General features: G+C 71.2%; 27 protein-coding genes. 13 read left to right on the top strand and 14 right to left on the bottom strand.

Features of this window, described 5'->3' with window-relative positions:
• The first annotated feature begins 51 nt into the window (after nucleotides 1-51).
• Genes AC1DX8_RS08245 through AC1DX8_RS08230 form a run of 4 tightly spaced genes read left to right on the top strand, consistent with a single transcriptional unit; the run spans nucleotide 52 to nucleotide 5,781 of the window.
• Nucleotides 52-2,712, top strand: coding sequence for a response regulator (locus AC1DX8_RS08245; RefSeq protein ID WP_477629432.1), 2,661 nt, complete (start codon nucleotides 52-54; stop codon nucleotides 2,710-2,712).
• On the top strand, nucleotides 2,709-3,092 hold the full coding sequence (locus tag AC1DX8_RS08240) for a response regulator (RefSeq protein ID WP_477629431.1): 384 nt from the start codon (nucleotides 2,709-2,711) through the stop codon (nucleotides 3,090-3,092). Before AC1DX8_RS08245 ends, AC1DX8_RS08240 begins: the two co-directional genes overlap by 4 nt.
• Nucleotides 3,089-4,219 (top strand): response regulator, encoded by a 1,131-nt coding sequence (locus AC1DX8_RS08235; RefSeq protein ID WP_477629430.1) that lies wholly within the window; start codon nucleotides 3,089-3,091, stop codon nucleotides 4,217-4,219. The genes AC1DX8_RS08240 and AC1DX8_RS08235 overlap by 4 nt, the downstream gene beginning before the upstream one ends.
• Nucleotides 4,216-5,781, top strand: coding sequence for a peptide ligase PGM1-related protein (locus tag AC1DX8_RS08230; RefSeq protein WP_477629429.1), 1,566 nt, complete (start codon nucleotides 4,216-4,218; stop codon nucleotides 5,779-5,781). Before AC1DX8_RS08235 ends, AC1DX8_RS08230 begins: the two co-directional genes overlap by 4 nt.
• A gap of 27 nt (nucleotides 5,782-5,808) precedes the next feature.
• On the opposite strand, the gene AC1DX8_RS08225 is transcribed toward AC1DX8_RS08230, so the two are convergent.
• Nucleotides 5,809-5,994 (bottom strand): hypothetical protein, encoded by a 186-nt coding sequence (locus AC1DX8_RS08225; RefSeq protein WP_477629428.1) that lies wholly within the window; start codon nucleotides 5,992-5,994, stop codon nucleotides 5,809-5,811.
• 162 nt (nucleotides 5,995-6,156) lie between these two features.
• Here AC1DX8_RS08225 and AC1DX8_RS08220 point away from each other — a divergent pair, with 162 nt between their 5' ends.
• Nucleotides 6,157-6,813 (top strand): Crp/Fnr family transcriptional regulator, encoded by a 657-nt coding sequence (locus tag AC1DX8_RS08220; RefSeq protein ID WP_477629427.1) that lies wholly within the window; start codon nucleotides 6,157-6,159, stop codon nucleotides 6,811-6,813.
• A 16-nt stretch (nucleotides 6,814-6,829) separates the two neighbouring features.
• Here AC1DX8_RS08220 and AC1DX8_RS08215 read toward each other — a convergent pair whose 3' ends face one another.
• The 7 genes from AC1DX8_RS08215 to dnaA all read right to left on the bottom strand — a co-directional run bounded on the left by AC1DX8_RS08215 (nucleotide 6,830) and on the right by dnaA (nucleotide 14,654).
• The gene (locus AC1DX8_RS08215; protein WP_477629426.1) at nucleotides 6,830-7,933 is read right to left on the bottom strand and encodes an alcohol dehydrogenase catalytic domain-containing protein; all 1,104 of its coding nucleotides are present in this window, start codon (nucleotides 7,931-7,933) and stop codon (nucleotides 6,830-6,832) included.
• Complete coding sequence (locus AC1DX8_RS08210; protein ID WP_477629425.1) at nucleotides 7,933-8,379, bottom strand: acyl-CoA thioesterase; 447 nt, start codon at nucleotides 8,377-8,379, stop codon at nucleotides 7,933-7,935. The genes AC1DX8_RS08215 and AC1DX8_RS08210 overlap by 1 nt, the downstream gene beginning before the upstream one ends.
• Before the next feature lie 25 nt (nucleotides 8,380-8,404).
• A complete protein-coding gene (locus tag AC1DX8_RS08205) occupies nucleotides 8,405-8,980 on the bottom strand; it encodes a DciA family protein (protein ID WP_477629424.1) in 576 nt (191 codons plus the stop codon).
• The gene (recF, locus tag AC1DX8_RS08200; protein WP_477629423.1) at nucleotides 8,973-10,175 is read right to left on the bottom strand and encodes a DNA replication/repair protein RecF; all 1,203 of its coding nucleotides are present in this window, start codon (nucleotides 10,173-10,175) and stop codon (nucleotides 8,973-8,975) included. The genes AC1DX8_RS08205 and recF overlap by 8 nt, the downstream gene beginning before the upstream one ends.
• A gap of 9 nt (nucleotides 10,176-10,184) precedes the next feature.
• Nucleotides 10,185-11,252: a phosphogluconate dehydrogenase (NAD(+)-dependent, decarboxylating) gene (gene gnd / locus AC1DX8_RS08195; RefSeq protein WP_477629422.1), complete on the bottom strand. Its 1,068-nt coding sequence runs from the start codon at nucleotides 11,250-11,252 to the stop codon at nucleotides 10,185-10,187.
• Nucleotides 11,253-11,347: 95 nt separating this feature from the next.
• Nucleotides 11,348-12,481: a DNA polymerase III subunit beta gene (gene dnaN, locus AC1DX8_RS08190; protein ID WP_477629421.1), complete on the bottom strand. Its 1,134-nt coding sequence runs from the start codon at nucleotides 12,479-12,481 to the stop codon at nucleotides 11,348-11,350.
• A gap of 682 nt (nucleotides 12,482-13,163) precedes the next feature.
• Entirely contained in the window at nucleotides 13,164-14,654 is a 1,491-nt protein-coding gene (dnaA, locus tag AC1DX8_RS08185; protein ID WP_477629420.1) for a chromosomal replication initiator protein DnaA, read from the bottom strand.
• A 477-nt stretch (nucleotides 14,655-15,131) separates the two neighbouring features.
• Here dnaA and rpmH point away from each other — a divergent pair, with 477 nt between their 5' ends.
• The 8 genes from rpmH (at nucleotide 15,132) to AC1DX8_RS08145 (ending at nucleotide 21,544) form a co-directional block, all read left to right on the top strand.
• Nucleotides 15,132-15,269: a 50S ribosomal protein L34 gene (gene rpmH / locus AC1DX8_RS08180; protein ID WP_056882794.1), complete on the top strand. Its 138-nt coding sequence runs from the start codon at nucleotides 15,132-15,134 to the stop codon at nucleotides 15,267-15,269.
• A gap of 9 nt (nucleotides 15,270-15,278) precedes the next feature.
• Nucleotides 15,279-15,647, top strand: a complete 369-nt coding sequence (gene rnpA / locus AC1DX8_RS08175) for a ribonuclease P protein component (RefSeq protein ID WP_477629419.1) — start codon at nucleotides 15,279-15,281, stop codon at nucleotides 15,645-15,647.
• Complete coding sequence (gene yidD, locus AC1DX8_RS08170; RefSeq protein WP_477629418.1) at nucleotides 15,644-15,967, top strand: membrane protein insertion efficiency factor YidD; 324 nt, start codon at nucleotides 15,644-15,646, stop codon at nucleotides 15,965-15,967. Before rnpA ends, yidD begins: the two co-directional genes overlap by 4 nt.
• 102 nt (nucleotides 15,968-16,069) lie before the next feature.
• Entirely contained in the window at nucleotides 16,070-17,092 is a 1,023-nt protein-coding gene (gene yidC, locus AC1DX8_RS08165; RefSeq protein ID WP_477629417.1) for a membrane protein insertase YidC, read from the top strand.
• 11 nt (nucleotides 17,093-17,103) lie between these two features.
• Entirely contained in the window at nucleotides 17,104-17,763 is a 660-nt protein-coding gene (locus AC1DX8_RS08160; protein WP_477629416.1) for a Jag family protein, read from the top strand.
• A gap of 40 nt (nucleotides 17,764-17,803) precedes the next feature.
• Nucleotides 17,804-18,649 carry a 16S rRNA (guanine(527)-N(7))-methyltransferase RsmG gene (rsmG, locus tag AC1DX8_RS08155; protein ID WP_477629415.1) on the top strand — a complete coding sequence of 282 codons (846 nt, stop codon included), beginning with the start codon at nucleotides 17,804-17,806 and terminating at the stop codon, nucleotides 18,647-18,649.
• Between the two features lie 772 nt (nucleotides 18,650-19,421).
• A complete protein-coding gene (locus AC1DX8_RS08150; RefSeq protein WP_477629616.1) occupies nucleotides 19,422-20,426 on the top strand; it encodes a ParA family protein in 1,005 nt (334 codons plus the stop codon).
• Between the two features lie 11 nt (nucleotides 20,427-20,437).
• Nucleotides 20,438-21,544 carry a ParB/RepB/Spo0J family partition protein gene (locus AC1DX8_RS08145; protein WP_477629414.1) on the top strand — a complete coding sequence of 369 codons (1,107 nt, stop codon included), beginning with the start codon at nucleotides 20,438-20,440 and terminating at the stop codon, nucleotides 21,542-21,544.
• A 57-nt stretch (nucleotides 21,545-21,601) separates the two neighbouring features.
• Here the strand turns inward: AC1DX8_RS08145 and AC1DX8_RS08140 are convergent, their stop codons facing one another.
• From AC1DX8_RS08140 to AC1DX8_RS08115, 6 genes are all read right to left on the bottom strand, one after another.
• Complete coding sequence (locus AC1DX8_RS08140; protein ID WP_477629413.1) at nucleotides 21,602-22,792, bottom strand: N-acetylmuramoyl-L-alanine amidase; 1,191 nt, start codon at nucleotides 22,790-22,792, stop codon at nucleotides 21,602-21,604.
• A gap of 228 nt (nucleotides 22,793-23,020) precedes the next feature.
• Nucleotides 23,021-23,347, bottom strand: a complete 327-nt coding sequence (gene trxA, locus AC1DX8_RS08135; protein ID WP_056921368.1) for a thioredoxin — start codon at nucleotides 23,345-23,347, stop codon at nucleotides 23,021-23,023.
• 124 nt (nucleotides 23,348-23,471) lie between these two features.
• Nucleotides 23,472-24,536: a thioredoxin-disulfide reductase gene (gene trxB / locus AC1DX8_RS08130; RefSeq protein WP_477629412.1), complete on the bottom strand. Its 1,065-nt coding sequence runs from the start codon at nucleotides 24,534-24,536 to the stop codon at nucleotides 23,472-23,474.
• Nucleotides 24,537-24,629: 93 nt separating this feature from the next.
• On the bottom strand, nucleotides 24,630-25,469 hold the full coding sequence (locus AC1DX8_RS08125; RefSeq protein ID WP_477629411.1) for a hypothetical protein: 840 nt from the start codon (nucleotides 25,467-25,469) through the stop codon (nucleotides 24,630-24,632).
• A gap of 85 nt (nucleotides 25,470-25,554) precedes the next feature.
• Nucleotides 25,555-26,103 (bottom strand): RNA polymerase sigma factor SigM, encoded by a 549-nt coding sequence (gene sigM / locus AC1DX8_RS08120; RefSeq protein ID WP_477629410.1) that lies wholly within the window; start codon nucleotides 26,101-26,103, stop codon nucleotides 25,555-25,557.
• 28 nt (nucleotides 26,104-26,131) lie between these two features.
• Nucleotides 26,132-26,972 (bottom strand): discoidin domain-containing protein (locus AC1DX8_RS08115; RefSeq protein ID WP_477629409.1); only part of this gene is annotated, 841 nt, incomplete at its 5' end.

Below are 26,972 nucleotides of genomic sequence, written 5' to 3'. Positions count from 1 at the left end.
TCGTTGCAGGGACGCGAGTGCATGAGTGCTGCTCGTCCGGGGAGGCTGCGAGTGACTACACCGGCAGGGTCGACGCCAGCCACCGCTGGGCCGTCGCAGGGGGGACCTGACCTCGCGGCCGAGCTGCGGGAGAGCCGCGAGCAGCTCGCTGCGGTCAACGAGGTGCTGTCCGCGGTCGGACGCTCCGCGGGAGACCCCGAGATGGTTCTCACCACCATCGTCGAGAGTGYCCGGCGGCTGTGTCGCTCGGATGCCGCACAGCTCTGCCTCCTCGACGACGAGCGCGTCTTCCAGCTGATCAAGGCGGTCGGCATCAGTGCCGAGTCGATCGCCTACATCGCCGAACACCCGCTGCCGATCGACCGCGCCACCCTCATGGGCCGAGTCGCGCTGGACCGCCGGGCCCAGCAGATCGAGGACGTCGTGGCCGACCCGGAGTACGGCCGCCTCGACCTCCAGCGCGTCGCCGGCTTCCGGACCACGATGGGCGCGCCACTGGTCGTCGACGACGAGGTCGTCGGGGCGCTCGTGCTCTGGCGCAACCAGGTCAGCCCCTTCGCCGAGCGCGAGATGACCATCGTGACCGCCTTCGCCGCCCAAGCGGCCCTGGCCATCAACGGCGTCCGGCTGGTGCAGGAGCTCCAGGCCGGCCGGGCCGAGCTCGCCCGGCGGGTCGACCAGCTCGAGGCCCTCGCCGAGGTGGGGGAGGCGGTGAGCTCCAGCCTGGACGTCGACGAGGTGCTGACCACGATCGTCAGCATCGCCGTCGAGCTCTCCGGCACCGACGGCGGCTCGCTGATGGAGTACGACGAGCAGACCCGGCTGTTCTCCGTCCGCACCACCTTCGGCACCGAGCCGGGCGTCGTGGAGGCGTTGCGTGGCACGAGGATCCACCTCGACGAGACCCTCGTGGGCCGGGCCTGCCTCGACCGCTCCCCCCAGCAGGTCGAGGACCTGGCGGTGGCGGACCGCGACCCCCACCTGTCCGTCCTGTATGCCGCGGGGTGGCGTTCGGTCGTCGCCATCCCGATGGTGCGTTCGGACCGGGTGGTCGGGGCCATGGTCGTGCGTCGCAAGTCCCCGGGGCTGCTCAGCGACGAGACCTGCGAAGTGCTGGAGGCGTTCGCCAGCCAGTCCACGATCGCCCTGACCAACGCCCGGCTCTACCAGCAGCTCGAGCTCCAGAGTGCCGAGCTGGCCGAGGCCAGCCAGCACAAGTCGGAGTTCCTGGCCAGCATGTCGCACGAGCTGCGGACCCCGCTCAACGCCGTGATCGGCTTTTCCGAGGTGCTGCTCGAGCGGATGTTCGGCGACCTCAACGAGCGACAGGAGGACTACCTGCGCGACATCCTCAACTCGGGCCGGCACCTGCTCGCGCTGCTCAACGACGTGCTCGACCTGAGCAAGGTCGAGGCCGGTGCCATGGAGCTCGACCCCACCGACTTCGACGTCGCCGAGACGCTGGACTACGCCCTGTCGATGGTCCGTGAGCGGGCCGTGGCACACGGCATCACGCTGCACCGGGAGGTGGCGCCCGGGGTCGGGATGGTCCGGGCCGACGAGCTCCGGTTCAAGCAGGTGCTGCTCAACCTGCTCAGCAACGCGGTGAAGTTCACCCCGGATGGTGGACGGGTCGAGGTCCGCGCACGGGCCGCCGACGGCGACCTGGAGATCACCGTGTCGGACACGGGGATGGGCATCGACCCAGCCGACCAGCAGCGGATCTTCGACTCGTTCCAGCAGGGCGGTCGGACGGCCCGCCAGGCCGAGGGCACCGGGCTGGGGCTCACCCTCACCAAGCGGATCGTCGAGCTCCACGGCGGCCGGCTCTGGCTGAACAGCGAGGTCGGCCACGGCAGCACGTTCGGCTTCTCCATCCCGCTCGACCGGAGCGTCGTGGCGACCGGGYGGCCCGACCCCGCGCTCGGCGCCGCCGACGACCGGCCCGTGGTGGTGGTCGTGGAGGACGATCGCAGCTCGGCGGAGCTCATGGCGCTGCACCTCGAGGCGGCGGGGCTGCGGCCCGTGGTCGTGCCCAACGGCGCGGACGGGCTGGCTGCCGTGCGAGCCCAGTCCCCGGCCGCGGTGATCCTCGACATCCGCCTCCCGGGGATGGATGGCTGGGACGTCCTGGGTGCCATCAAGGGCGACCCGCACACGGCGTCCATCCCCGTCGTCGTGGTCTCGGTCATCCATGAGCGGGGTCGCGGCTTCGCCCTCGGTGCCTCCGACTACCTCGTCAAGCCGGTCGCCCGGGACGACCTGCTCGCCGCCCTGCGGCGGCTGGTCTCGTTGCCCGTCGACCAGGCCGCGCGCAAGGTGGCCGTCTTCGTCGATGACGACCCCCTGGCCCTCGAACTCGTGCGGCTCGCCCTGGAGCAGGCCGGCTGGGTGGTCCACACCTGCACCAGTCCGGACGTCGCCCTGACGTTGATCCGGACCCATCGGCCGTCGGTGGTCCTCGTCGACCTGCTCATGCCGGAGACGGACGGGTTCGAGGTCGTCGACCGCCTCCGGTCGGACCCGCAGACCACGTCCCTGCCGATCGTGGTGCTCACGGCCAAGACCCTCACGGCCCAGGACCGTGCGCTGCTCGACGGGCGGATCGAGTTCGTCACGTCCAAGAGCGCGGTCGACCTCCAGCTGCTGGCCGCACGACTGGCCCAGGTCACCGCCGGGCCGGTCCGGGCCCGCGGTCGGGAGGCGGGATGACGAGTCGCGTGGTCCTGCTCGTGGAGGACAACGAACGCAACCTCAAGCTCGCGCGCGACGTGCTGGAGTATGCCGGGTTCACCGTGCTCGTGGCGACCACCGGTGAGGAAGCCGTCGCCACCGCCCAGCGCTCGTGTCCCGACGTCATCCTCATGGACCTCCAGCTGCCCGGGATCGACGGCCACGCAGCCCTGTCGCTCCTGCGCGCGGACTCCACGACGTGGGACATCCCGGTCGTGGCCCTGACCGCCTTCGCCATGGCCCAGGACCGCGACCGCGCCCTGGCGGCCGGCTTCGACGGATACCTCGAGAAGCCGATCAGCGTCCGCAGCTTTCCCGACCAGGTGCGTGCGCACCTCAGAACGGAGGACCCCCGATGACGACCGATGACGGCGTGATCCTGGTGGTCGACGACCTGCCGCAGAACGTCAAGCTGATGGACGCGGTCCTCAGCCCGCGAGGCTTCGTCGTCCACTCCGCCGGCTCGGGTGAGGAAGCCCTCGCGTGGCTGTCGACGCAGGTCCCCGACCTCGTGCTGCTCGACATCCTGATGCCCGGGATCGACGGCTACGAGACCTGTCGGCAGATCCGGGCCAACGAGGCCACGTCGTTCCTGCCCGTGGTGATGGTGACGGCCAGCGGGCAGGAGCAGAAGCTGCGCGCCATCGAAGCCGGTGCGGACGACTTCGTCACGAAGCCGTTCGAGCAGGCCGAGCTGTTGGCACGCGTCCGCTCACTGGTGCGGGTGAAGCGGTACCACGACACGGTCGAGCGGCAGGCCCGCGAGCTGGCCGACTGGAACCGCGAGCTCGAGGCCAAGGTGGCCGCCCAGGTGGCCGAGCTCGAGCGGGTCGGTCGCCTGCGCCGGTTCCTGTCGCCGCAGGTGGCGGGGCTGGTCGTCGAGAGCGGCGACGATGCCTTTCTGCAGAGCCACCGCAGCGAGATCACGGCGGTCTACTGCGACCTGCGCGGTTTCACCAGCTTCGCCGAGACGGCCGAGCCCGAGGAGGTGATCTCGGTCCTGCGGGAGTACCACGAGGCGCTGGGCGACCTGGTCTTCCGGTTCGAGGGCACGCTCGAGCACTTCGCCGGCGACGGGCTGCTCGTCTTCTTCAACGACCCCATCCCGTGTCCCGACGCGCCGGAGCGGGCGGTGCGCATGGCGGTGGCCATGCGGGGACGCGTGGCCGAGCTCGCGGAGGGATGGCGCAGCCGTGGCCACGACCTCGGGTTCGGGGTCGGCATCGCCCAGGGCTACGCCACCCTCGGCCGGGTCGGGTTCGAGGGACGCTACGACTACGCGGCCATCGGCACGGTGACCAACGTCAGCGCCCGGCTGTCGGCCCAGGCCCAGGCCGGTCAGATCCTCGCCACCCAGCGGGTCGTGACGGGCGCGGCCGAGGTTGCCGTGACGCGCTCGCTCGGGCCGATGGAGCTGAGGGGGATCACCAGACCGGTCGAGGTGTTCGACGTCCTCGGGCTCGATGCCGCCAGGGTCACGCCATGACCTCCCTCGATGTCTCGCGCCCGCTGGCCGAGCTGAACGAGGAGGAGCGCAACGCGGCATACGACCGCCTGCAGAGCCGGCTGCCCTCGGTCTGGAGGTCGATGCGGCTCAACGAGCCGGGGGAGTCCGTCGTGGTGGTGCCCTCGGTGTCCCTCGACCGCGTCACGGCCAAGGTCGGGGCGATCAACCAGGCGATGGAGGAGCGCTACCTCTTCCTGCTGCTCCTGCTGCGCCAGCCCCGGCTGCGCATGGTCTACGTGACCTCGGGCCCGGTGGACCCGGCGATCGTCGAGTACTACCTCGCGCTCCTGCCGGGGGTCATCCCCAGCCATGCCCGGGCCCGCTTGTCGCTGGTGTCGGTGGGTGACCTCACCGCACGCCCCCTGACCGAGAAGCTGCTCGAGCGGCCGCGGGTCCTGGCAGACCTCCGGGACCTCATCCCCGACCCCACCCGGTCGCACCTCGTGCCCTACACGACCACCACCCTGGAGCGGGACCTCGCCCTCGAGCTCGGCATCCCCATGTACGGCGCAGACCCGAGGCACTTCGCGCTGGGCACCAAGACCGGGTGCCGGCGCCTGTTCGACGAGGCCGGCGTGGACTACCCCGCCGGCTTCGAGGACCTCCGCTCGGTCGAGGCCATCGTGGACTCGCTCGCCGAGCTGCGCGCCCGCAGACCCGGTGTCGCGCAGGCGATGGTGAAGCTCAACGAGGGCGTGGCCGGCGCCGGCAACGCCCTCGTCGACCTCCGCGGCCTCCCACCCACGGGGTCGGCGTCCGAACGGGCCGAGCTGGAGGGCCGGGTGCGGACCATGGAGCTGGAGGGCAAGACCGTCACGCACGACCTCTACTTCGCGAAGTTCGCCGAACGCRCCGGCATCGTCGAGGAGCGGATCGACGGCGAGGAGGTGCTCAGCCCGAGCGTCCAGCTGCGGATCACCCCGCTGGGAGAGGTGGAGGTGCTGTCGACGCACGACCAGATCCTCGGCGGACCCACCGGGCAGTCCTACCTCGGGTGCCGCTTCCCCGCCGACCCGGAGTACGCGGGCACCATCACCCACCAGGCGAGCGCGGTGGGGGCGCGACTGGCCGAGCTCGGGGTGCTGGGGCGGTTCGCGATCGACTTCGTGGTCGTCCGGCGAGGCACCCGATGGGACTCGTACGCGATCGAGGTCAACCTGCGCAAGGGCGGGACCACCCATCCCTTCCTGACCCTGCAGTTCCTCACCAACGGGCGGTACGACAGCCGGACCGCTCTGTTCACCACCCCCGCCGGACGGGAGAAGCACCTGGTCGCCACCGACCACCTCGAGGACCCGAGCCTGCGGGGGCTGCGGGTGAACGACCTGTTCGACGTCGTCGCCCGGACCGGGTTGCACTTCGACCCCGCGAGCCAGACGGGCGTCGTGTTCCACATGATCAGCTCGGTGACCGAGGCCGGGCGGGTGGGGATGACCGCCGTGGGGGACACCGCAGCCAAGGCGCAGGAGTGCTACGACAGGGCGGAGCGGATCCTCCTCACCGAGGCCCGCTCCGCCGCCACCCCCAGATCTCTCCCCTGAGGGGGTGGCCCCGAGCGCGTCATGAGCTCAGGCAGCGATCGTGGTGGCGTGCCGCAGCGCCTCGACGACGACCTGGTGCCAGTTCAGCTGGGTCAGGTCGGTGCGACACGACGCGCTGCCGCACTCGCAGGACCAGACCCACCGGCCCCGCACCTTGTGGATGATCGGGTGGTGGTGGGCGAGGTCCGGGTGATGTCGACGGTTCGGGTGCATGGCCGCCTCCTTCGTCCGTGCCTCCCGGCGGTTCCGGGTGGTCACTCCACGGTCGCGGCTGGCGCCCGCGCCGTCTGTGCACCGGCGGACCGAGCGAGTGTGCTCCTCGTGACACAGCGCCGACCCCGGTGGCAGGCAGCCCTGCGTGTGGTGCACTGAGTCATGGAGTGGCAGCTGCTTCGGGACCTGACCGAGGGGGAGCGCCGCGAGGTCCTGGCCGCGGCCCGGCGTCGTCAGTTCAAGCGCGGCGAGGTCCTCTTCCACGAGGGAGACCCTGCAGACACGGTGCACTTCATCGCCGAGGGCAGGGTGATGGCCCGGCGCACGTCACCGATGGGGGACTCGGTGGCGTTCCGGGTGATCGGGCCTGGCCGCGCGCTCGGCGACGTTGCCGTGGTCTCGTCAGCTCGACGCCGGAGCTCGACCGTCACCGCCCTCGAGCCCACGACGACGCTGAGCCTGACCTTCACCGAGTTCGCGCAGCTGTGCAAGGCGCACCCCGGGATCCAGACCCACCTGGCCACCCTCCTCGCCGCCCGGGTGAAACGACTGTCCGACCACCTGCTCGAGGCCCTGTTCCTGCCCACCGACCGGAGGGTGGTCCGCCGCCTCCTCGACCTGTGCGACCAGTACGAGTCCGGTCCCGAGGGTCCCGTGTCCATCCCCCTCACCCAGACCGACATCGCCGAGCTGGCCGGGGCCACCCGTCCCTCGACCAACCGCGTGCTGCGGTCCCTGGCGGCCGAGGGCCTGCTGCGGTTGCGGCGCGGGCAGGTCGACGTGGTCGACCGGGCCGGCCTGCGGCGCAAGGACCGGTGACGGCGAGGGCGCCTCCTCAGAGGTCGATGACCTGGCGGACGGCACGCCCGGCCGCGAGCTCGTCCATCGCGTGGTTCACGTCGTCGAGACCGATCCGCGCCGAGACCAGGGCCTCGACCGGCAGCCGTCCCGCGCGCCACCACTGCGCGAAGACCGGGATGTCTCGCGACGGCAGCGCCGAGCCGAGGTAGCTGCCGATCACCGTCTTCGCCTGGGCCACGAGTGCCAGCGGAGAGATGCTGGCCCGAGCTTCGGGGTGGGGGAGCCCGACCGTCACGGTGCGTCCGCCCGGGGCGGTCGCCGCAAACGCAGCCTCGAACGCCCGGACGGTGCCCGCCGCCTCCACCACCACGTCGGCAAGCGCCCCGGTGCTGGCGAGCTCAGCGGGGTCGAGCGCCCGTGCGGCACCCAGCTCCAGCGCCTGCTCGCGTTTGGCCGCCACCGCGTCGACGGCCACGACGTCACCGGTCCGGAGGGCCACGGCGGTGAGGAGGGCAGCCATCCCGACCCCGCCCAGGCCGACCACCATGACGGTCTGCCCGGGCTCCGGGGGCGCCGCGTTGAGCAGCGCCCCACCACCGGTCAGCACCGCGCACCCGAGGACCGCCGCCACCGCAGGTGGCACGTCGTCGTCGACGGCGACCACCGACCTGGTGTCCACGACCGCGTGCGTCGCGAAGGCCGACACCCCGAGGTGGTGGTGCACCGGTATGCCGCCGCGCGACAGCCGCCGCCCGCCACCCAACAGCGCGCCGGCGTTGTTGCTCAGCGAGCCGGGGCCGCACGGCATACGCCCGCCGGTGGCGCAGYCGGCGCACTCACCGCAGCGGGGCAGGAAGGTCATCACCACCCGTTGCCCGACGGCGAGGTCGGTCACGCCGCGCCCCAGCTGCTCGACCCGGCCCGACGCCTCGTGGCCGAGCAGCATCGGCACCGGTCGTGCGCGGTTGCCGTCGACGACGGAGAGGTCGGAGTGGCACACCCCGGCGGCCTCGATCCGCACGAGCACCTCCCCGGGTCCGGGGCCGGCGAGGTCGACGGGTCCGACCGTGAGGGGACGGCTGTCGGCATACGGAGCAGCGCGCCCGACCTCCTCGAGAACCGCGCCGATGACCTGCATCAACGCTCGGCCACGGCCCGGTCGAGCAGCTCACGCACGACCCTGGGGATCGGCACGGCGCCGCGCGACTCGCGGTCGATGTAGACGTGCACCCAGTGGCCGAGGGCCGCGACCTCGGCCGCCTCTGCGTCGAACAGACCGAGCGCGTAGGTGATGCTGCTGCGACCCAGGCGTTCCACGCGCACGCCGACGTCGAGCGGATGCGGGTACTCCAGCTCGCGGAAGAAGCGACAGCCCGACTCCGCCACGACCCCGAGCTCCGGCAGCGCCATGGTGTCGACTCCAGTGCCGGTGATCAGCCAACCGTTGATCGCGGAGTCGAAGAGCTCGTAGTAGACCGCGTTGTTGAGGTGGCCGTACATGTCGTTGTCCGACCACCTCGTCGTCACGCGGGTGACGTGGTCGAAGTGGTCGCGAGTGAGCGCGCGGTCGTCGTCGGCCGTCATGGTCCGATCCTAGGCAGGGGGCAGCTCACCCGTACGTGTCGCGCGGTCCGGGCCCCTGCGATCGGCGCGGCCCCTTGGACCACGACGGCGCGCTCGGGCCGACGATCTTCAGGGTGGTCACGGTGTCCTTGCCGACCTCGCCCTCGAGCCGGCCCATGATCGACGACTCGAGCAGCTTGAGCTGCGTCGCCCAGGCGGTGGAGTCGGCCCGCACCGTGAGGACCCCGAACTCGAAGGTGACCGGCGTGCAGTGCTGCGCCACCTCCTCGCCCACGATGTCGGGCCAGCGGCCCATCACCGAGCCCACCGCGACGTCGACCTTCCACCCGCGGTCGGCCATCAGCCGATCCATCTGGTCACCGAGCAGCAAGGGGTCCCGCCGGTCGGTGCTCGTCCCCGGCATCGGGCGCCCGATCTGCCTGCGGCGCATGGGTTTCAGGCCGGGGCGAAGTCCTTTCTCGCGCGCTGCGGCCCGCGCCCGTTGCAGGGCAGCCTCGGCCGCGTCGTCAACGAGGTCGGCACCCGGCAGGCCGCTCTCGGGTGCATCTGCCCCGGCCTCCGCGTCGTCGACCGCCTCGGTGTCATTGCGCTCGTCACTCACGCCGGGCCACCTGTCCGAGGGTGACCGTGAAGGTCTGGCCGACCAGGCTCGTGGGCACGTCCGCGTCGACGGCGGCGGTGATCAACACCTGCTCGCAGTCGACCACCATCGCGGCCAGCCGTTCGCGGCGTCCGGTGTCGAGCTCGGCGAACACGTCGTCGAGGATCAGCACCGGGTCCTCACCGAGGTCGTGCCGCAACAGCTGGTATGCCGCCAGCTTGAGTCCCAGCGCGAATGACCAGCTCTCGCCGTGGCTGGCATAGCCCTTGGCCGGCAGCTCGCCCAGGCTCAGGACGAGGTCGTCGCGGTGCGGTCCGACGAGGGAGATGCCGCGCTCGACCTCCTTGTCGCGGACCTCGTCGAAGGTGGCCAGCAGCTCGGCCCGCAGCGCGTCGATCTCGGGGACCTCACCAGCAGCCAGGGACGCGGCGGCGGCCTCGCGCAGGCTGCTCTTGTAGGACACCCGCGCGTCGGACTGCCCCGCACTGACCTCGTCGTACGCCTTGGCGAGGTAGGGCCCGAGGTCGCGCAGCAGCCGCAGGCGTGCGTAGAGCAGCTGCGACCCGACGGCCGCGAGGTGGTCGTTCCAGACGTCGAGGGTGTGGAGGGCCGACACGCGGGCGTCGTCCACCGGCTCGTCCGCGGGCCGGGACGGGGGGCGGCGACGAGATCCCTTGCGCAGCAACGGTTGTGCGGACTTCAACAGGGCATTGCGCTGCTTGAGCGCCTTGTCGTAGTCGCTGCGCACGCCGGCCCACCGCGGCTGCCGCGCCACCAGCAGGTCGTCGAGGAACCGCCGCCGCTCCGACGGGTCGCCCTTGACCAGGGCGAGGTCCTCGGGGGCGAAGAGCACCGTGCGCAGGGTGCCGAGCACGTCGCGGGGTCGTGACACGGGAGAGCGGCCGAGCCGGGCCCGGTTGGCGCGGCCGGGGTTGAGCTCCAGCTCCAGCATCGTCTCCCGGCCGTCGCGCACGACCGCCCCCCGGATGACCGCCTGCTCCGCACCGAACCGCACCATCGGCTGGTCGGTGGAGACCCGGTGGCTGGACAGCGTCGCGAGGTAACCGATCGCCTCGACCAGGTTGGTCTTGCCCTGGCCGTTCAGCCCCACGAGCGTCGTCACGCCGGGCTCGAGCGGCAGGTCGGCCGTGCTGTAGCTGCGGAAGTCGGAGACGGTCAGGTGGCGGACGTGCACGGTCCCCGGTCAGGCCTTCCTGGCCGGACGTTTGGGCGTCGAGCCGGTGCCCGAGGACGGTCCGGCCGTCGCGGCCTGGCGCCCCTTCGCAGCGGCCTTGGCCGGGCTCGTGGGCGGCTTCTCCTTGGTGGCGGCCTTCGCCTGGACGGCCTTCTCGTGCTTCGGGGCACCGTCGGCGCGCAGCTTCTCGCCCTCGGCGACCGACATGACCTGGTGTCCGCCGAACCCGCCGCGCAGCGCCGCGACGGCCTGCATCGTCGGGGACTCCTGCTGGCGCGAGGCGAACCGGGAGAACAGCGACGCCGAGATGACCGGCATCGGCACCGAGTTGGCGATCGCCTCCTCGACGGTCCAGCGTCCTTCACCCGAGTCGACGGTGTAGCCGGACACGTCGTCGAGGTGGGGGTTCTTCTCGAGGGCGTCGACCAGCAGGTCGAGCAGCCAGGACCGGACGACGGTGCCGCGGGTCCAGGCCTTGAAGGCGCCCGGCACGTCGGTGACGATGTCCTTCGCCTCGAGCAGCTCGTAGCCCTCGGCATAGGCAGCCATCAGGCCGTACTCGATGCCGTTGTGCACCATCTTCGTGTAGTGACCGGCGCCGACCTTGCCGGCGTGGACGAAGCCCTCCTCGCGCGGCCCCTCGGGGCGCAGCGCGTCGAAGATCGGCATCGCCTTGCGCACGTTGGCCGCGGTGCCACCGACCATGAGGCCGTAGCCGTTCTCGAGGCCCCAGATGCCGCCGCTGACGCCGCAGTCGAGGTAGCCGATCCCCTTGGACTTGAGCAGCTTCTCGTTCTCGAAGTCATCGGTGAAGCGGCTGTTGCCGCCGTCGATGACCATGTCGCCTTTGTCGAGGAGCTTGGCCAGCTGTGCCACCGTGTCGGAGGTCGGCGCGCCGGCGGGCACCATCACCCAGACGGTGCGGGGCGCGTCGAGGGCCTTGACCAGACCGGCCAGGGTCTTGACGTCGGACACCGCCGGATTGCGGTCGAACCCCACCACCTCGTGCCCTGCGCGGCGAATCCGCTCGCGCATGTTGCCACCCATCTTGCCGAGACCGATCAGACCGAGCTGCATGAGACGCCCTTTCGTGTGGGTGGAGACGTATGCCGCGGAGCCAGGCTTCGCGGCATACCTCGGGTGCGGCCCGCTCAGGCTACGCCCGGGTGAGGTCAGCTCGCGAAGCGAACCGGCATCAGCACGTAGCGGTACGAGGTGTCGGCCTCGCCGTCGAGCTCGTCCTGCCCGGAGAGCACTGCCGGCCGGGAGGGCTGGGTGAAGGAGAACCGCGAGTAGTCGGTGCCCACGGCGCCCAGGCCGTCGAGCAGGAACTGCGGGTTGAAGGCGATCTCGAGCTCGGGTCCGGTGAGGGTGGACTCGACGGCCTCCGACGCCTGGGCGTCGTCACCGGTACCGGCCTCGATGGCGACCTGGCCGTCGGTGAACTTCAGCCGCACGGGGGTGTTGCGCTCGGCCACCAGGGCGACGCGCTTGACGGCCTCGATGAGCTCGGAGGTCTTGATCACGGCCTCGGTGTCGACGCTGGTGGGGAAGATCGAGGTGACCTTCGGGTACTCCCCGTCGAGCAGACGGGTGGTCGTGCGTCGCTGGCCGGCCTCGAAGCCGACCAGGCCGTCGCCGCCCGCGGAGGAGCCCAGCGCGACCTCGATCGAGCCGGAGGCGCCGAGGGCCTTCGCGGTCTCGGACAGGGTGCGGGCCGGCACCAGGGCCAGGTGGCTGGCGTCGGTGGCCTCGGGGTTCCAGGTCAGTTCGCGCATCGCGAGCCGGTAGCGGTCGGTGGCCAGCAGCGTCATCTTGTCGCCGTCGATCTCGACCCGGACGCCGGTGAGGATCGGCAGGGTGTCGCCGCGGTCGGCCGCGATCGAGACCTGGGCGACCGCCTGGGTGAAGACGTCGCCGGCGATGGTGCCGCTGGCGGTGGGGGAGGTCGGCAGGGTCGGGTAGTCGTCGGCCGGCATCTGCATCAGGCTGAACCGCGACGAACCACAGACGACCGAGACCTTGTTGCCCTCGGTCGCGACGTCGACCGGCTTGGACGGCAGGTTGCGCGAGATGTCGGCGAGGAGGCGGCCCAGCACCAGGACCGTGCCACCTTCGGCGACCTCGGCCGCCACGGTGATCTTGGCCGAGACCTCGTAGTCGAAGGCCGAGAGCGTGAGGGTGCCCTCTTCGTTCGCCTCGAGGAGGACGCCGGCGAGGACCGGCACCGGCGGACGGGCCGGGAGGCCGCGGGCCACCCACGTCACGGCATCGGCGAGGACCTCACGTTCGACCCGGAACTTCACCGTGACTACCTGCCCTTCGCGTGCGGCCCCGCCGCTGGAAAACTTCAAGAATGTGATTGCGGACTGACCCTAGTGCTCAGGGTGCGGTCGGCCAACCCGGATCGGGCAATCCGCTGCCCCGATCTCGTCGGCCGTTTTCTGTTCTTTCCCCGTCGGTGAACCAGCAGGGGTGAACCAGCTTGGGTACTCGGGGCTGGATCCATGACTAGGGAGGATTAGTCGTTGTCATAGGGGGTGTGGATCCTGTGGACGAGCGACATCGGTGCAGGTCAGCGCGGCGCGTCCGGTGTGCACGAGGGGTGGACGGGCCGGCGGACAAGCTGGCTGGGGCTGTGGAGGCGGTTCGGTCGCCCACACGGTCTCCACACGCCAGGTCGCGTTGTCCCCAGCCGGACGACGACTCGTGCACGCGTTGTCCACCGGTTATCCACAACCGGTGGGAAAGATCATCCATTCGGACGATGGTCGTGGGCCCCGCACACATACCCACAGAGTTGTCCACAGGTGTGGACCATGGTCCCTGTGCCGTAAATGTCCCGTTTCCCACGGCGGGTCCGTGCTCAGACGAGCGTGACGGAGGTGGCCCCGGACGAACATGTCGGGGGGATGAACAAACCTTCACAGCTGTGCACAACCCTGTGGAGAACGTGGCGGCGACCGGGGGCTGTGCTGGGGATGGTGGTCAGCGCGACTGCTGCTTGATCCGGTTCGTCAGCTCGGTGACCTGGTTGTAGATCGCCCGGCGCTCGGCCATCAGCTGGCGGATCTTCTTGTCGGCGTGCATGACCGTGGTGTGGTCGCGACCGCCGAACTGCTGGCCGATCTTGGGCAGCGAGAGGTCGGTGAGCTCCCGGCACAGGTACATCGCGATCTGCCGGGCGGTCACCAGGACGCGGGAGCGGGAGCCACCGCAGAGGTCCTCGATGGTGAGCCCGAAGTAGGCCGCGGTCTGGGCCATGATCGTCGCGCTGGTGATCTGGCTGCCCTGCTCGTTCGGGATGAGGTCCTTGAGCACGATCTCGGCCAGGCCCATGTCGACGCTCTGCCGGTTGAGGCTGGCGAACGCGGTCACCCGGATCAGGGCGCCCTCGAGCTCGCGGATGTTGGTCGAGATCCGGCTGGCGATGAACTCCAGCACCTCGTCGGGGGCGCTCATCCGTTCCTGGATGGCCTTCTTGCGCAGGATGGCGATGCGGGTCTCGAGGTCGGGCGGCTGGACGTCGGTGAGCAGGCCCCACTCGAACCGGCTGCGCATCCGCTCCTCGAAGCCGCTCAGCAGCTTGGGCGGGAGGTCACTGGTGATGACGACCTGCTTGTTGGCGTTGTGCAGGGTGTTGAAGGTGTGGAAGAACTCCTCCTGGGTCTGCACCTTGCCCTGCAGGAACTGGATGTCGTCGATCAGGAGCACGTCCACGTCGCGGTACCGGCGCTGGAAGTTGCTCGCCTTGTCGTCGCGGATGCTGTTGATGAAGTCGTTGGTGAACTCCTCGGAGTTCACGTAGCGCACCTTGACGTGCGGGTACAGGTTGCGCGCGTAGTGCCCGATCGCGTGCAGCAGGTGGGTCTTGCCCAGCCCGGACTCGCCGTAGACGAACAGCGGGTTGTACGCCTTGGCCGGCGCCTCGGCCACCGCGACGGCGGCCGCGTGGGCGAACCGGTTGCTCGCGCCGATGACGAAGGTGTCGAAGGTGTACTTCGGGTTGAGCCGGGTCGCCGACTCGTCGGTGATGCTCGGCACCTCGTCGCGGGGGCGGCGCTGCTGCTCGGTGGCCGGCGTGAGGGCGTAGACGTTGTCGCCCTGACCGGGCACACCCATGCCCGCGTGGATGTCGGAGCCCAGGGTGGTCATCGGACCGGACGCGGCCTCGTCGGCGTAGCCCGTCGTGTCCTCCGTGTGGTGGGACTCGTCGAGCGAGGTGTCGACGGTCACCGCGAGGTGCACCTGCTCCCCGAGCTGCGAGGAGAGCGCCCGGGTCACGGCATCGCGCACCCGTTGCTCGACGACGTCCTTGGTGTAGTCGTTCGGGACCTTGACCAGGGCGGTGCCGTCGAGGAGACCGGCCAGCCGGGCCAGGGTGAGGAAGGCGCGCTCCCGAGCGGGGAGGCCGTCGGCGTCGAGGGTGGCGATGGTGTTCTGCCAGATCTGAGTGAAGTCCAGATCTGTGTCACTCACCGGTCCCACATCCCTTTCGACGGTCGTCGCTGATCTGCCCTGTCGCAGGGTCTGTGCTGGTTTCCGCGTGCCCCGGGTCCTCAGCATGCCTTGTCCACATAGTTATCCACAACCTGTGGGCAAGGAATGGGACGAGGAGGGACGGTAACAACAGCGGCGGTGCCCCGGCAACCGAAACGACCGAAAATTGGCCAGCGCCGACCAAAATCAGTGTGCGAACTCGGCGTGTCCCCGGGGCGAACCGGGAGCACCAGTGCTAAAAGCCCCAGGTATGCCGGGTGGTCACCGCTGGTTTGACCCTGCCCGTCGCGCTCGCGTACCTTTGACCAGGCCTGTCGGCCGTTTTCGCATGCCCGTGACGCCCCTGGACCAGCGGTGAGTCCCACCACCGGTCGAGGCGCGGGCCTCCGATTGCGGCCGAACAGGCGTCCATGCACTCAGCAGGCCACCCGGGCCTGACCAGTAACGGAGATCCTCGTGAGCAAGCGTACTTTCCAGCCGAACAACCGTCGTCGGGCCAAGACCCACGGCTTCCGCCTGCGCATGCGCACCCGTGCGGGCCGCGCCATCCTGTCGGCCCGCCGCGCCAAGGGCCGCTCCGAGCTCTCCGCCTGAGGTCGACCCGTGCTGCCCGCGGGGCACCGGCTCCGTGCGAGCTCGGACTTCGCGGCCACCTTTCGGGGGCCCAGGGGAGCCCGAGCTGGCTCCACGCTGATCGTGGTCCACGCCAACCAGGCCGACGCGCGTGCGGGACAACCGCCGCGGGTCGGTTTTGTTGTCTCCAAGGCCGTCGGAGGGGCAGTGGTCCGCAACCGCACGAAGCGGCGACTGCGGGCGCTCATGGCAGCCCGCGTCGACGCCCTGCCGAGCGGCACGGACCTCGTCATCCGCGCGAATCCCGTTGCGGCACAGGCAAGTTCGGCTTCCCTCGCGGTTGAGCTCGACGCCCTCCTCGCCCGGGTGACCACCCGGCTGGGGGCGACCCGAGCGTGACCACCCTCCGGCGAGTCGCCGCGGCCCCCCTGATCGGGCTGCTGCTGTTCTACCAGCGCTTCATCTCCCCGATGACGCCCCCGAGCTGCCGTTACTACCCGTCCTGCTCGTCCTACGCGCTGACGGCCATCCGCCGGTTCGGTCCCGTCAAGGGAACCTGGCTGGCGCTGCGGCGGTTGGGTAGGTGCCACCCGTGGGCCGCCGGAGGGGTCGACCACGTCCCCGCCCGCGCGCCGCAGGCACCGGGCGGCGGGACGCCCGCCGGACCGGACTCGGGCCCGAGCGACCACCAGCCAGCACCACCCGCCCACGCCGCCTAGCGGCCGGGCACCAGACCTGCCGGCCACGCGGCATACCCACCGCGGGACCGGAACCACCGGTGGACCGTCACCTCGGCGGACCACCACCAGATTGAGGACGACATGAGTTTCAGCAGCCTGGTCTACCCGTTCGAGTGGATCGTCTCGTGGATCCTGTGGGGTTGGCACTCCCTGTTCACGGCCCTCGGTATCCCGTCCGCCTCCGGGGTGGCATGGACCCTGTCCATCGTAGGCCTCGTGGTGGTGATGCGGGCGGCGATGATCCCGCTGTTCGTCAGGCAGATCCACGCCTCCCGGCGGATGCAGCTGATCCAGCCCGAGATGCAGAAGATCCAGGCCAAGTACAAGGACAAGAAGGACCCCGACTCCCGTCAGGCCATGACGCAGGAGACGATGGACCTCTACAAGCGGACCGGGACCAACCCGTTCAGCTCGTGCCTGCCGATCCTGCTCCAGTCGCCGTTCTTCTTCGGCCTGTTCCGGGTGCTCAACGGGCTCAAGAAGATCGCGGACGGCTCGACCGACCCGATCGGCCCGATCACCCGCAAGCTGGCCGGCGAGGCCGAGGCGTCCACCTTCTTCGGCGCCCAGCTGTCCGACAAGTTCATCGGTGCCAGCAGTGTCACCGTGCAGGTCGTCACGATCATGCTCATCGTCCTGATGTCGGCCAGCACCTTCACCACCCAGCGCCAGCTGATGATGAAGAACATGCCGGCCTCCGCGCTGGACAACCCGTTCGCGAAGCAGCAGAAGATGCTGCTCTACCTGATGCCGATCTTCTTCGCGATCTCGGGCGTGAACTTCCCCATCGGTGTCCTGCTCTACTGGCTCACCACCAACGTCTGGTCCATGTGCCAGCAGTTCTACGTGATCCGCAAGATGCCGGCACCGGGCTCCCTGGCCGAGAAGGCCATGCAGGAGCGGCGCCTCAAGAAGGGCAAGCCGGTCGAGGAGTTCACCGTGAAGGGCCTCGACAAGCCCGAGGAGACCGAGGCCCCCAAGCCAAGCGGCCAACGCGTGCAGCCGTCCCGCAACAAGAAGAAGAAGGGTGGCGCGGCCAAGACGGCCCAGCCGAAGAAGGCGTCCGGCACCACCACCGACCCCAAGCCCCAGACCGACAACTGAGAGTGATCACCATGACCGAGCAGAACGACACCGTCGTGGACGACACCCCCGCCACCGACCAGACCACCGAGTCCACTGACGAGACGACCGACGAGGCAGCCGACTCGGCCGCCACTGACACCGAGAGCACCGACGCCGAGGGCTCTGACACCGAGGGCTCTGACACCGATGGCTCCGGCGCTCCGCGCCGGCGTCCCGCCAAGGTGGCCGACCTCGAGCGCGAGGGCGAGGTGGCCGCGGACTTCCTGGAGACGCTGCTCGACATCGCCGACCTCGACGGTGACATCGACGTCGACGTGGACGGCGACCGCGCGGCGGTCTCCATCGTCGACTCCGACGAAGGCCGGGTGCCCCGCCGCCTCGTGGGCCAGGACGGCAAGGTGCTCGAGGCGCTGCAGGAGCTGACCCGGCTCGCGGTGCAGTCCGCCACCGGTGAGCGCAGCCGCCTGATGCTCGACGTGGCCGGCCACCGGGCCGAGCGCCGGTCGACCCTGGTCGAGCTGGCGCACACCGTCATCGACCAGGTGAAGGCGACTGGCGAGAAGGCGGCGCTGGACCCGATGACCGCGTTCGAGCGCAAGGTGGTGCACGACGAGGTGCTGGCCGCCGGGCTCTCCTCGGAGTCCGACGGCGTCGAGCCCCGACGTTTCGTCGTCGTCCTCCCGGCGTGACCTGCTCCGGCACGATCGTGTTTCACGTGAAACAGCACGCATGACCTCGCAGGAGCGCACCGACGACGGGCGCGGTACCGGGCAGACCGGTACCGCGCCCGTCGCGTCCTCCCCCCACGGACAGGTGGAGCCTTCCGCCAGCGCGCCAGTACCCCCGGCGCCCCCAGCGGCTGACGCGGTCTTCGGTGCTCGGCGTGAGCTCGCCGAACGGTTCGCGGCGATCCTGGCCGACACGGGGGTCTCGCACGGGCTGATCGGCCCGAGGGAGGTGCCGATCCTGTGGGACCGGCACATCCTCAACTGCGCGGTCGCCCACGAGGCATTCCCCCACGGCGTCGCCGTCGTGGACGTCGGGTCCGGGGCAGGTCTGCCCGGGCTCGCCCTGGCGATCGTCCGGCCGGACCTCCACCTGCACCTCGTCGAGCCGATGCTGCGCCGCACGACCTGGCTCGCCACGACCATCGAGCAGCTCGGCCTCGAGAACTGCACGGTGCACCGCGGCCGGGCCGAGGAGTTCGCCGGGGTCCTGGCGGCGCCATACGCGACGGCGCGGGCGGTGGCCCGGATCGACAAGCTGGCCCGGTGGACCTTCCCCCTGCTGCTCGACGGCGGCACCCTGGTGGCCCTCAAGGGCGGGTCGGCCGCGGAGGAGCTGGAGGCAGAGCAGAAGACGCTGCGCAAGCTCGGCCTGGTGTCCGCCCGGATCGAGACCTACGGCACGGAGCTGTTGTCGGTCCCGACGACGACCCTGCAGCTCACCATCGGCTCCCGACCCGCGCCCAGGGCTCCCTCGAAGGCAGCGGCCCGGCGCGCGGCCCGGGGCAGGGCGAAGGCCACCGGTCAGGCGTCGGGTCAGACCAGGGGTCAGGCGAAGGGCGCGACCTGACCCGCCTGCCTGCCTGACCCGACCGCCTGCCTGACCCGACCGCCTGCCTGACCCGACCGCCTGCCTGACCCGACCGCCTGCCTGACCCGACCGCCTGCCTGACCCGGCCGCCTGCCTGACCCGGCCGCCTGCCTGACCCGGCCGCCTGCCTGACCCGACCGCCTGCCTGACCCGACCGCCTGCCTGACCCGGCCGCCTGCCTGACCCGGCCGCCTGCCTGACCCGGCCGCCTGCCTGACCCGGCCGCCTGCCTGACCCGGCCGCCTGCCTGACCCGACCGCCTGCCTGACCCGACCGCCTGCCTGACCCGACCGCCTGCCTGACCCGACCGCCTGCCTGACCCGACCGCCTGCCTGACCCGGCGGGCGGCGGCCCGCCTCCCGCGTTGTGACTGCACGGCGACGTAGGGTTGGATGATGTCCATGGCCAACGAGGTGACTGTGTGAGCACAGCGACGCTGCAACTGACCCAGGGACTCGGATGGCCTCAGCGGCTCGGCCGCGCCAGCACCGCACTCGGCTGGCCGGTGGGTGGTCGGCTCGGGGAGTTGGACGACGTTTCACGTGAAACCCCCACGCCGCAGCGCCCCCTCGTGACGGCGGGACTCCCGGAGGAGCCCGCTGTTTCACGTGAAACACCGGCAGCGGCAGGAGCGCAGTCCGTGGAGGCCCAGTCCGTGGAGGCCCAGTCCGTGGAGGCCCAGTCCGTGGAGGCGCAGCCCCCGCGGGAGCCGGACGCCCACACCGGCGATGCCGCCGCCGCCCAAGAGGCCCTGGACGCCCTCGCCGCCGCTGTTTCACGTGAAACCGACGAGCGCGAGGAAGTGGCGGCGGCCCTGCCGCGGGGCGACCATGACACGCCCCTGGCTCGCGCGGTTGCCGCCGACGCACGCAAGCGGATCGCCCTCACGGGACGGGTCTTCCCCAAGCCGGCCGCCACGCGCGTGCTGACCGTGGCCAACCAGAAGGGCGGGGTGGGCAAGACGACCACCACCGTCAACATCGCCGCCGGGCTGGCCCAGGCCGGGCTGACGGTCTTGGTCATCGACATCGATCCGCAGGGCAACGCCAGCACCGCCCTGGGGATCGACCACCACGCCGAGGTGCCCAGCATCTACGACGTCCTGGTGGAGGGCACGCCGTTGGCCGATGTCGTGCAGGAGTGCCCCGACATCTCCGGGTTGTGGTGCGCCCCGGCCACCATCGACCTGGCCGGCGCCGAGATCGAGCTGGTGTCCCTGGTGGCCCGGGAGACCCGGCTGCAGAAGGCCATCGCGGCCTACCTCGAGGACGCCGCCGACAGCGACGGGCCGACTCCGGACTACGTGCTGATCGACTGCCCGCCGAGCCTGGGCCTGCTGACCGTCAACGCCTTCGTCGCGGCGCAGGAGGTCTTCATCCCGATCCAGTGCGAGTACTACGCGCTCGAGGGCCTGTCGCAGCTGCTCAAGAACATCGAGCTGATCCGCAACCACCTCAACCCGACGTTGCACGTGTCGACCATCCTGCTGACGATGTACGACGGCCGCACCCGCCTGTCGGCCCAGGTCGCGGAGGAGGTGCGCAACCACTTCCCTGAGCAGGTGCTGCGCAACACCGTGCCCCGGTCGGTCCGGATCTCCGAGGCCCCCAGCCACGGACAGACGGTCATGACCTACGACCCGAACTCGAGCGGAGCGTTGTCCTACCTCGGGGCAGCCGCCGAGCTCGCCGACCGCGGCGCCGTCACCGCCACCCCCCAGACCGCGTCCGCGCAGCCATCATCCGAACAGCAGTGAGAGAAGACACCATGAGCGAGAAGCGTCGCGCCCTCGGCCGAGGCCTGGGTGCCCTCATCCCCAACGCCCCCATGTCCCCCAACGGCCGTCCCGTGGACGTGTTCTTCCCCGACTCGCGCTCAGGCACGACCACCACGTATGCCGGTGAGTCGCCGGCGGCCGACGAGGACCAGGCTGCGGGAGTCGCCGACGCCGACGGGGGAGTCGCCGACCCGGACAGTGGCCAGACCGAGCGTGCTGAGTCCGCGAGCGGCGCAGCCGACCTCACGCCGGTGCCCGGCGTGTCCTACGGCGAGATCCCCGTGGAGCAGATCCGGCCGAACCCACGCCAGCCCAGGTCGGTGTTCGACGAGGACGACATGGCCGAGCTGGTGCACTCGATCCGGGAGATCGGGGTGCTGCAGCCGATCGTGATTCGGCCCATTCCTGCAGGTCAGGGGCCTGACGAGCTCGACAACGCCGCCGACGGCGTGCGCTACGAGCTGATCATGGGCGAGCGTCGCTGGCGGGCGTCGCAGGAGGCCGGCAAGGCCACCGTGCCGGCCATCGTCAAGGAGACCGACGACGACGACCTGCTGCGCGACGCCCTCCTGGAGAACCTGCACCGCAGCCAGCTCAACGCCCTGGAGGAAGCGGCGGCCTACCAGCAGCTGCTCGAGGACTTCGGGTGCACGCACGACGAGCTGGCTGGCCGGATCGGTCGTTCACGACCGCAGATCTCCAACACCCTGCGGCTGCTCAAGCTCCCCCCGTTGGTCGCCCGCCGCGTGGCGGCCGGCGTGCTGTCGGCCGGGCACGCCCGGGCGCTGCTGGGGCTCCCCGACGGCGCGGCCATGGAACGGGTGGCTCAGCGGATCGTGGCCGAGGGACTCAGCGTGCGCAACGTCGAGGAGATCGTGGCGGTCGGTGGCCCGGACGAGGTCGCCAAGCCGCGCCGGCCACGCGCCGGCAGTCGGCACCCGCAGCTGGACGACCTGGCCGCCCGGCTCTCCGACCGCTTCGACACCCGGGTCAACATCGCCCTCGGGCAGCGCAAGGGCAAGCTGACGGTGGAGTTCGCCTCCGTCGAGGACCTCAACCGGATCGTCGACCTGCTCGGGCTCGACCGCAGCGCCTGACTCGGGTCCTGCCAGCCAGCGGTGAAATCGTTGGGGCAGTAGGCGATTCGCGACGCGTCAGCTGTGCGAGGCGAGGTATGCGCGCAGGTCGCCGAGGCGCAGCACGCCTGTCGTGGCGGTGTCTTCGTCGCCCATGTAGAGGCGCTGGAGGCTGACCAGGACGGCCTCGGCGAGGGTGTCGCGGAACGCAGGGTCGGCGAGCCGCGCCGCGTCGCTGGGGTGCGAGAGGTACCCGGCCTCGATCCGCACCGCTGGCATCCGGGTCTGCTGCAGGAGCGCCCAGGACCGGCCGTGCGAGCGGCAGTTCTCGAGGCCGGTGCGGGCCACCACCTCGCGCAGCACGAGGTCGGCCAGGTGCTCACCGATCGGCGACCAGGACGTCTGGCGGTCACGACCGAAGAAGAAGGTGGCCACGCCGCTGGCCTCGGCCGCGTCGTGGGAGTCGCAGTGCAGCGACAGCACGAGGTCGGCCCCGGCCTCGTTGGCCAGCGCGGCCCGCTCGTCCTCGCTGGGGCTGGTGTGCTCGGTGCGCGTGTAGACGACGGAGACACCGATGGCGGTCAGCCGGCCCTCGATCCGCCGGGCGAGGTCCATCACCACCTCGGACTCGACGAGCCCGTGGGCGACGGCCCCGGTGTTGGCGCCGCCGTGGCCGGGGTCGAGCACGACCGTGCGACCCGACAGGCTGTGGCCCGAGCGTCGGACGAGCTCGCGCTCGCGCAGCACGTTGGCCGAGCCGCCCGACACCGACCGGCGCAGGTCGTCGAAGGCGCGCAGGGTGTGGGGACCCACCGAGCCGTCGCCGGACAGGCCGTAGGCCCGCTGGAAGCTGCGGACGGCGGCCTCGGTCTGCGGGCCGAATCGGCCGTCGACGCGGCCGGCTGCGAAGCCGAGGGTGTTGAGCCGCTCCTGCAGGGTGACGACGTCCTCGCCGCGCTGCAGGTGGCCCGGCGTGTGGAGCAGGATCCGGTCGCCGAGGGCCCACTTCGCGCCGTCGATCGCGGTGAAGGTCTCGACCCCCACGACGCCGTCGACGATGAGCCCCTTGTGCTGCTGGAAGGCGCGCACCGCCCGCTCGAGCGTGGCGTCGAACAGGGCCGGGTCGAAGCCTTCGCCCGCGTCGGCGCCCAGCAGGTCGGGGCGGTCGGGCAGCTGGTCGAGCGGGAGGGCGGCGAGGCGGGCCCGCACGTCGGCCACCTCGGGGCCGTGGCTGCCCAGACCGAGCAGGCCGTACTTGCTGTCTGACACACGGCCTCCTCTGGCTGGTGGCGCCACCCGGGGTGCGGGTGCCTCGACGATCGATGTTTGTGCAGGTCAGCGGTGGTGACGAGCACGGGTGAACTGACCCGTGCCGCCGGGTGGCCGACGCCCGAGCCTAAGTCAGAACCGCGCCGTGGACCAACCGGACCAGCCCCGTCACGACGATGCCGGTCGCGCCCACGATCGGGCGCGACCGGCATACGGTCAGGAGGTCGCTCAGCCGAGGTAGTCGGCGAGCTCACGCACCAGCTTGGGCTTGGGCATGGCACCCACGAGGGTCTTGACGACCTCGCCCCCGACGTAGACGTTCAGGGTCGGGATGCCGGTGATGCCGTAGCGGCTGCTGACGGCGAGGTTCTCGTCGGTGTTGAGCTTGACGATCTCGATCTTGTCGGCGTGGGCGACGGCCAGCTCCTCGAGGATCGGGGCGACGGCGCGGCACGGGCCGCACCAGGGCGCCCAGAAGTCCACCAGGACCGGCTTGTCTTTCTGGAGGACGTCTGCCTCGAAGGTGGCGTCCGTGGTGTCCTTGATGGCTCCCACTCGGGGGCTCCTTTCGGTGGTGCTGCGGTTGGCTGGTTGTGGTGCGGGGTGGTGCAGTCGGTGTGCCGTGGCGCTGGGTGCACCTGTCACGATCCCAGCAGGGTCCGACAGGTCGACCCGCAGGTCAGTGCGTCAAGGCGCCTTCCTGGGCGGGCACGGGGTCGGTGAGGTCGGCGTCGGGGGCAGGGGCGCCGGCGTGCTCGCGGTCGGCGAGGTAGCGCTCGGCGTCGAGGGCCGCGGCACACCCCGAGCCGGCCGCGGTGATGGCCTGGCGGTAGGTGTGGTCGACCAGGTCGCCGGAGGCGAACACGCCCGGCAGGTTGGTCAGGGTGGTGCGACCCTGCACGAGCACGTAGCCCTCGTCGTCGAGGTCGACGACGCCCTTGACCAGCTCGTTGCGCGGGTCGTGCCCGATCGCGACGAACAGGCCGGTCACGGGCAGCTCGCGGGTCTCGCCGGTCACGGTGTCGCGCAGGGTGATGCCGGTGAGCTTGGCGTCGCCGTGGATCTCCTCGACGGCGGAGTTCCAGGCGAACTTGATCTTGTCGTTCGAGAGGGCGCGCTCGGCCATGATCTTGGAGGCGCGCAGCTCGCCGCGACGGTGCACGATCGTCACCGACCGGGCGAACTTGGTGAGGAAGGTGGCCTCCTCGACGGCCGAGTCGCCGCCACCGACGACGGCGATGTCCTGGTCGCGGAAGAAGAAGCCGTCGCAGGTCGCACACCAGGAGACGCCGTGGCCGGAGAGCCGCTTCTCGTCGGGCAGGCCGAGCTCACGGTAGGCCGAGCCCATGGCGAGGATGACGGCGTGCGCACGGTAGGTGTTGCCCTCGGCGTCGACGACGGTCTTGACCTCGCCCTCGAGGTCGACCGACTCGACGTCGTCGGTGATGATCTCGGCGCCGAACCGCTCGGCCTGGGCGCGCATGTTCTCCATCAGGTCCGGGCCCATGATGCCGTCCCGGAACCCCGGGAAGTTCTCCACCTCGGTGGTGTTCATCAGGGCGCCACCAGCGGTGACGGCTCCCTCGAACAGCAGCGGCTGGAGGTTGGCGCGGGCCGCGTAGACGGCGGCGGTGTACCCCGCCGGGCCCGAGCCGATGATGATCAGACTGCGGATGTCAGCGGGTGCGGTGGTGGTCACGCGGTTACAGCCCCTTGTGGTCGAGAAGGCGGTGCACCGCAACATACGGTGCCGGACTCTTCAACTGATCGTAGGGCCTCGATGTTCCCCGTCGCCGCCGGTGCGGCCCGACGCGCGGGCCGTGGGGTCGGGAGCCACTCAGGGGAGGGGTAGCGGGCCCGCGAGCAGGGTCGGGTGCTCCCCGGTGCAGTCGGCTGACACGGCATACACGCGCTGGGAGCTGCCGCCGCCGACCAGGGCGATGACCGCGGGGGCGCCGTCGAGGGTCGCGACGTCGCCCCGCACCTGGACCCCGTCCGGCACCCCCAGTGCGGTGAGGCAGGCGCGCAACCCGGCCTCACCATCGGGCACGACGGCGTCCTTGGCCGCGGAGGACGCCTCGAAGGTGGTGCCCAGGGCGGCGGCCTGCGTGGCGAGCCCCGCGCGGGTGTATGCCGTGCCGGTGGCCGCGAGGGCCACGCCGGCCACCGAGCCACGCACCCGCTGGTCGCTGGGGCCGGACGGCTGCGCCGGGCCCGGCACCGCGCTGCCCTCGGTCGGGGTGGCGCCAGAGTTGCTGAGGGCCTTGCCGGCCTCGGCGCCGGCGCCGCTGGCGCTGTCGGCCGACGAGGTGCCCTGCAGCGAGGCCATCACGTCACCGGGACCGGTGCCGGTCAGCAGCGCGGGGATGCCGACGGCCAGGACGACCGCGGCGGCCGCCGCCGCGCCCAGGTGCTGCCAGCCCCAGCTGCGTCGGCGCAGGGGCACGACACTGCCGCCGTCGCGGGCGGACTGCTCCTGGGCGATCGACGCCGTGATGCGGGCGACCAGGTCGGGGGGCATCGGTCCCGGGTCGGGCAGGCCCGACAGGAGGGCCCGGATGCCGGTGGGGTCGTGCTCCGTCTCGGCGTGGCGCCCGTCGCCGGCGTGGCGGTCGGGTGCCGGCCCGCCGCGCAGGGGGTCGCCACTGTCTGCCGGGGGCACCGGGGGTGTGCTCACCACGACTTCCTCCAGACGACGGGTACCAGGTGCGGGGTCGCGCGGCTGCCGGGGCGGACACGGCGGTGGCGACATGTGTACGACGTCACGGCTGCCCCGATGGTTCCCGCAGGAGGGCCGCCATGGTGTCGCGCCCACGGCTGCACCGGGACTTCACGGTGCCCTCCGCGACCTCCAGGACCTGGGCGGCCTCGGCCACCGAGAGACCGTGCATGTCGACGAGGATCAGGGCCATCCGCTGCCCCTCGGGGAGGCGGTCGAGCGCCTCACGGACGTCGAGTCGCGTGTCGACCGACGAATGGGCGTCGTGGCGGTCGGCCAGCTCGCGCTCCGGGAGCTCGCTGGTGGGCTTGTCGCGCCGCAGGCGGTCGAGACAGGCGTTGACGACGATGCGGTGCAGCCACGTGGTGACGGCTGCGTCCCCCCGGTAGGACCCGGCCCGCCGGAACGCGGAGATGAACGCGTCCTGGACGCAGTCGGAGGCCAGCTCCCGGTTGCGCGTGGTGCGCAGCGCCACCGCCCACATGCGGTCGCGGTGACGGCGGAACAGCTCACCGAACGCGTCGGGGTCACCCTCGACGTGCGCGCGCAGCAGTGCGCGGTCGTCCTGCTCCGGCAAGGGGACGGGGGTCATGGGGGTGCTGGTCGGCCGCCGGGACGGCTCAGCTGACCGAGACCTCGGCGACCGTGGCGCGGAACCGCCCGTCGGCGACCTGGCTCACGGCGGTGAACCAGATGAACACGTACTGGCCCTGCACCGGGGTGGGGGAGGTGATCGTGATGGCGCCCGACTTGCCCTTCGACGAGCCGAGCAGGGTGGCGCTGTCGAGGGTCACGCGGTCGTTGCCGGCATACACACTCACGTCGGCGGCGTTGGGCAGGACGAGCTTGACGGTCGTGAGGGTGCGGTTCTGGCCCAGGTCGAGTCGCAGGCCCACCCCCTTCTTGAGGCCGCCGAGGTTGGGGGTGGCGTAGCCCTCGGAGCTCCAGAAGGTGGAGTCCTTGCCGTCGAACACGCGGGCTGCCTCACCGTTGCGCTCGGCGCCGTCGCCGTCCGGGTCGAACCCGGTGGCACTGAGGATGGCGAACGGCTGCCCCCCGGTGGGGGCGCCGGTGGTGCCCGGGGCGGTCGGCGTGACGGTGACGGCCGGAGCGGTCACCTTGACCGTGCTGCGCGGGGTGGGGTTGCCACCCAGCCCGAGGTCGGTCTTCGAGCCGATCCTCGAGGCACCCCAGAAACCCAGGATGGTGGCGATGATGAGGAACGCCGCCACGATGGCCAGGACCACCTTGGCCTGGTCACGCGAGGGTGCGGTGCCGGTTTCGGCAGGCAGCATCGGCAGCGGTGGACCGAGCGGCTCCTCGCCCTCGACGAGTGCCTGGTTGAGCGAGATCCGGCGTTGCTCGGCGCGCTCCTCGGCGGCCTGGCGCTGCTCCCGCCGCTGGGCGGCCTTGTCGGCAGCGGCACGGGCGAAGGTGCCCACGCGCTGCGCGGCCGCACCT

This window comes from Pedococcus sp. P2_A3 (genome assembly GCF_056405035.1).
Note: the sequence above shows the minus strand (reverse complement) of the source record. Positions and strands in the feature narration are given on the sequence as shown.

Bases quoted from the DNA above. Each gene is read 5' to 3' on its own strand.
- AC1DX8_RS08240 (WP_477629431.1), top strand. From the start codon at position 2,709: ATGACGAGTCGCGTGGTCCTGCTCGTGGAGGACAACGAACGCAACCTC.
- AC1DX8_RS08235 (WP_477629430.1), top strand. From the start codon at position 3,089: ATGACGACCGATGACGGCGTGATCCTGGTGGTCGACGACCTGCCGCAG.
- AC1DX8_RS08225 (WP_477629428.1), bottom strand. From the start codon at position 5,994: ATGCACCCGAACCGTCGACATCACCCGGACCTCGCCCACCACCACCCG.
- AC1DX8_RS08220 (WP_477629427.1), top strand. From the start codon at position 6,157: ATGGAGTGGCAGCTGCTTCGGGACCTGACCGAGGGGGAGCGCCGCGAG.
- AC1DX8_RS08210 (WP_477629425.1), bottom strand. From the start codon at position 8,379: ATGACGGCCGACGACGACCGCGCGCTCACTCGCGACCACTTCGACCAC.
- gnd (WP_477629422.1), bottom strand. From the start codon at position 11,252: ATGCAGCTCGGTCTGATCGGTCTCGGCAAGATGGGTGGCAACATGCGC.
- yidC (WP_477629417.1), top strand. From the start codon at position 16,070: ATGAGTTTCAGCAGCCTGGTCTACCCGTTCGAGTGGATCGTCTCGTGG.
- AC1DX8_RS08160 (WP_477629416.1), top strand. From the start codon at position 17,104: ATGACCGAGCAGAACGACACCGTCGTGGACGACACCCCCGCCACCGAC.
- rsmG (WP_477629415.1), top strand. From the start codon at position 17,804: ATGACCTCGCAGGAGCGCACCGACGACGGGCGCGGTACCGGGCAGACC.
- AC1DX8_RS08145 (WP_477629414.1), top strand. From the start codon at position 20,438: ATGAGCGAGAAGCGTCGCGCCCTCGGCCGAGGCCTGGGTGCCCTCATC.
- trxB (WP_477629412.1), bottom strand. From the start codon at position 24,536: ATGTTGCGGTGCACCGCCTTCTCGACCACAAGGGGCTGTAACCGCGTG.
- sigM (WP_477629410.1), bottom strand. From the start codon at position 26,103: ATGACCCCCGTCCCCTTGCCGGAGCAGGACGACCGCGCACTGCTGCGC.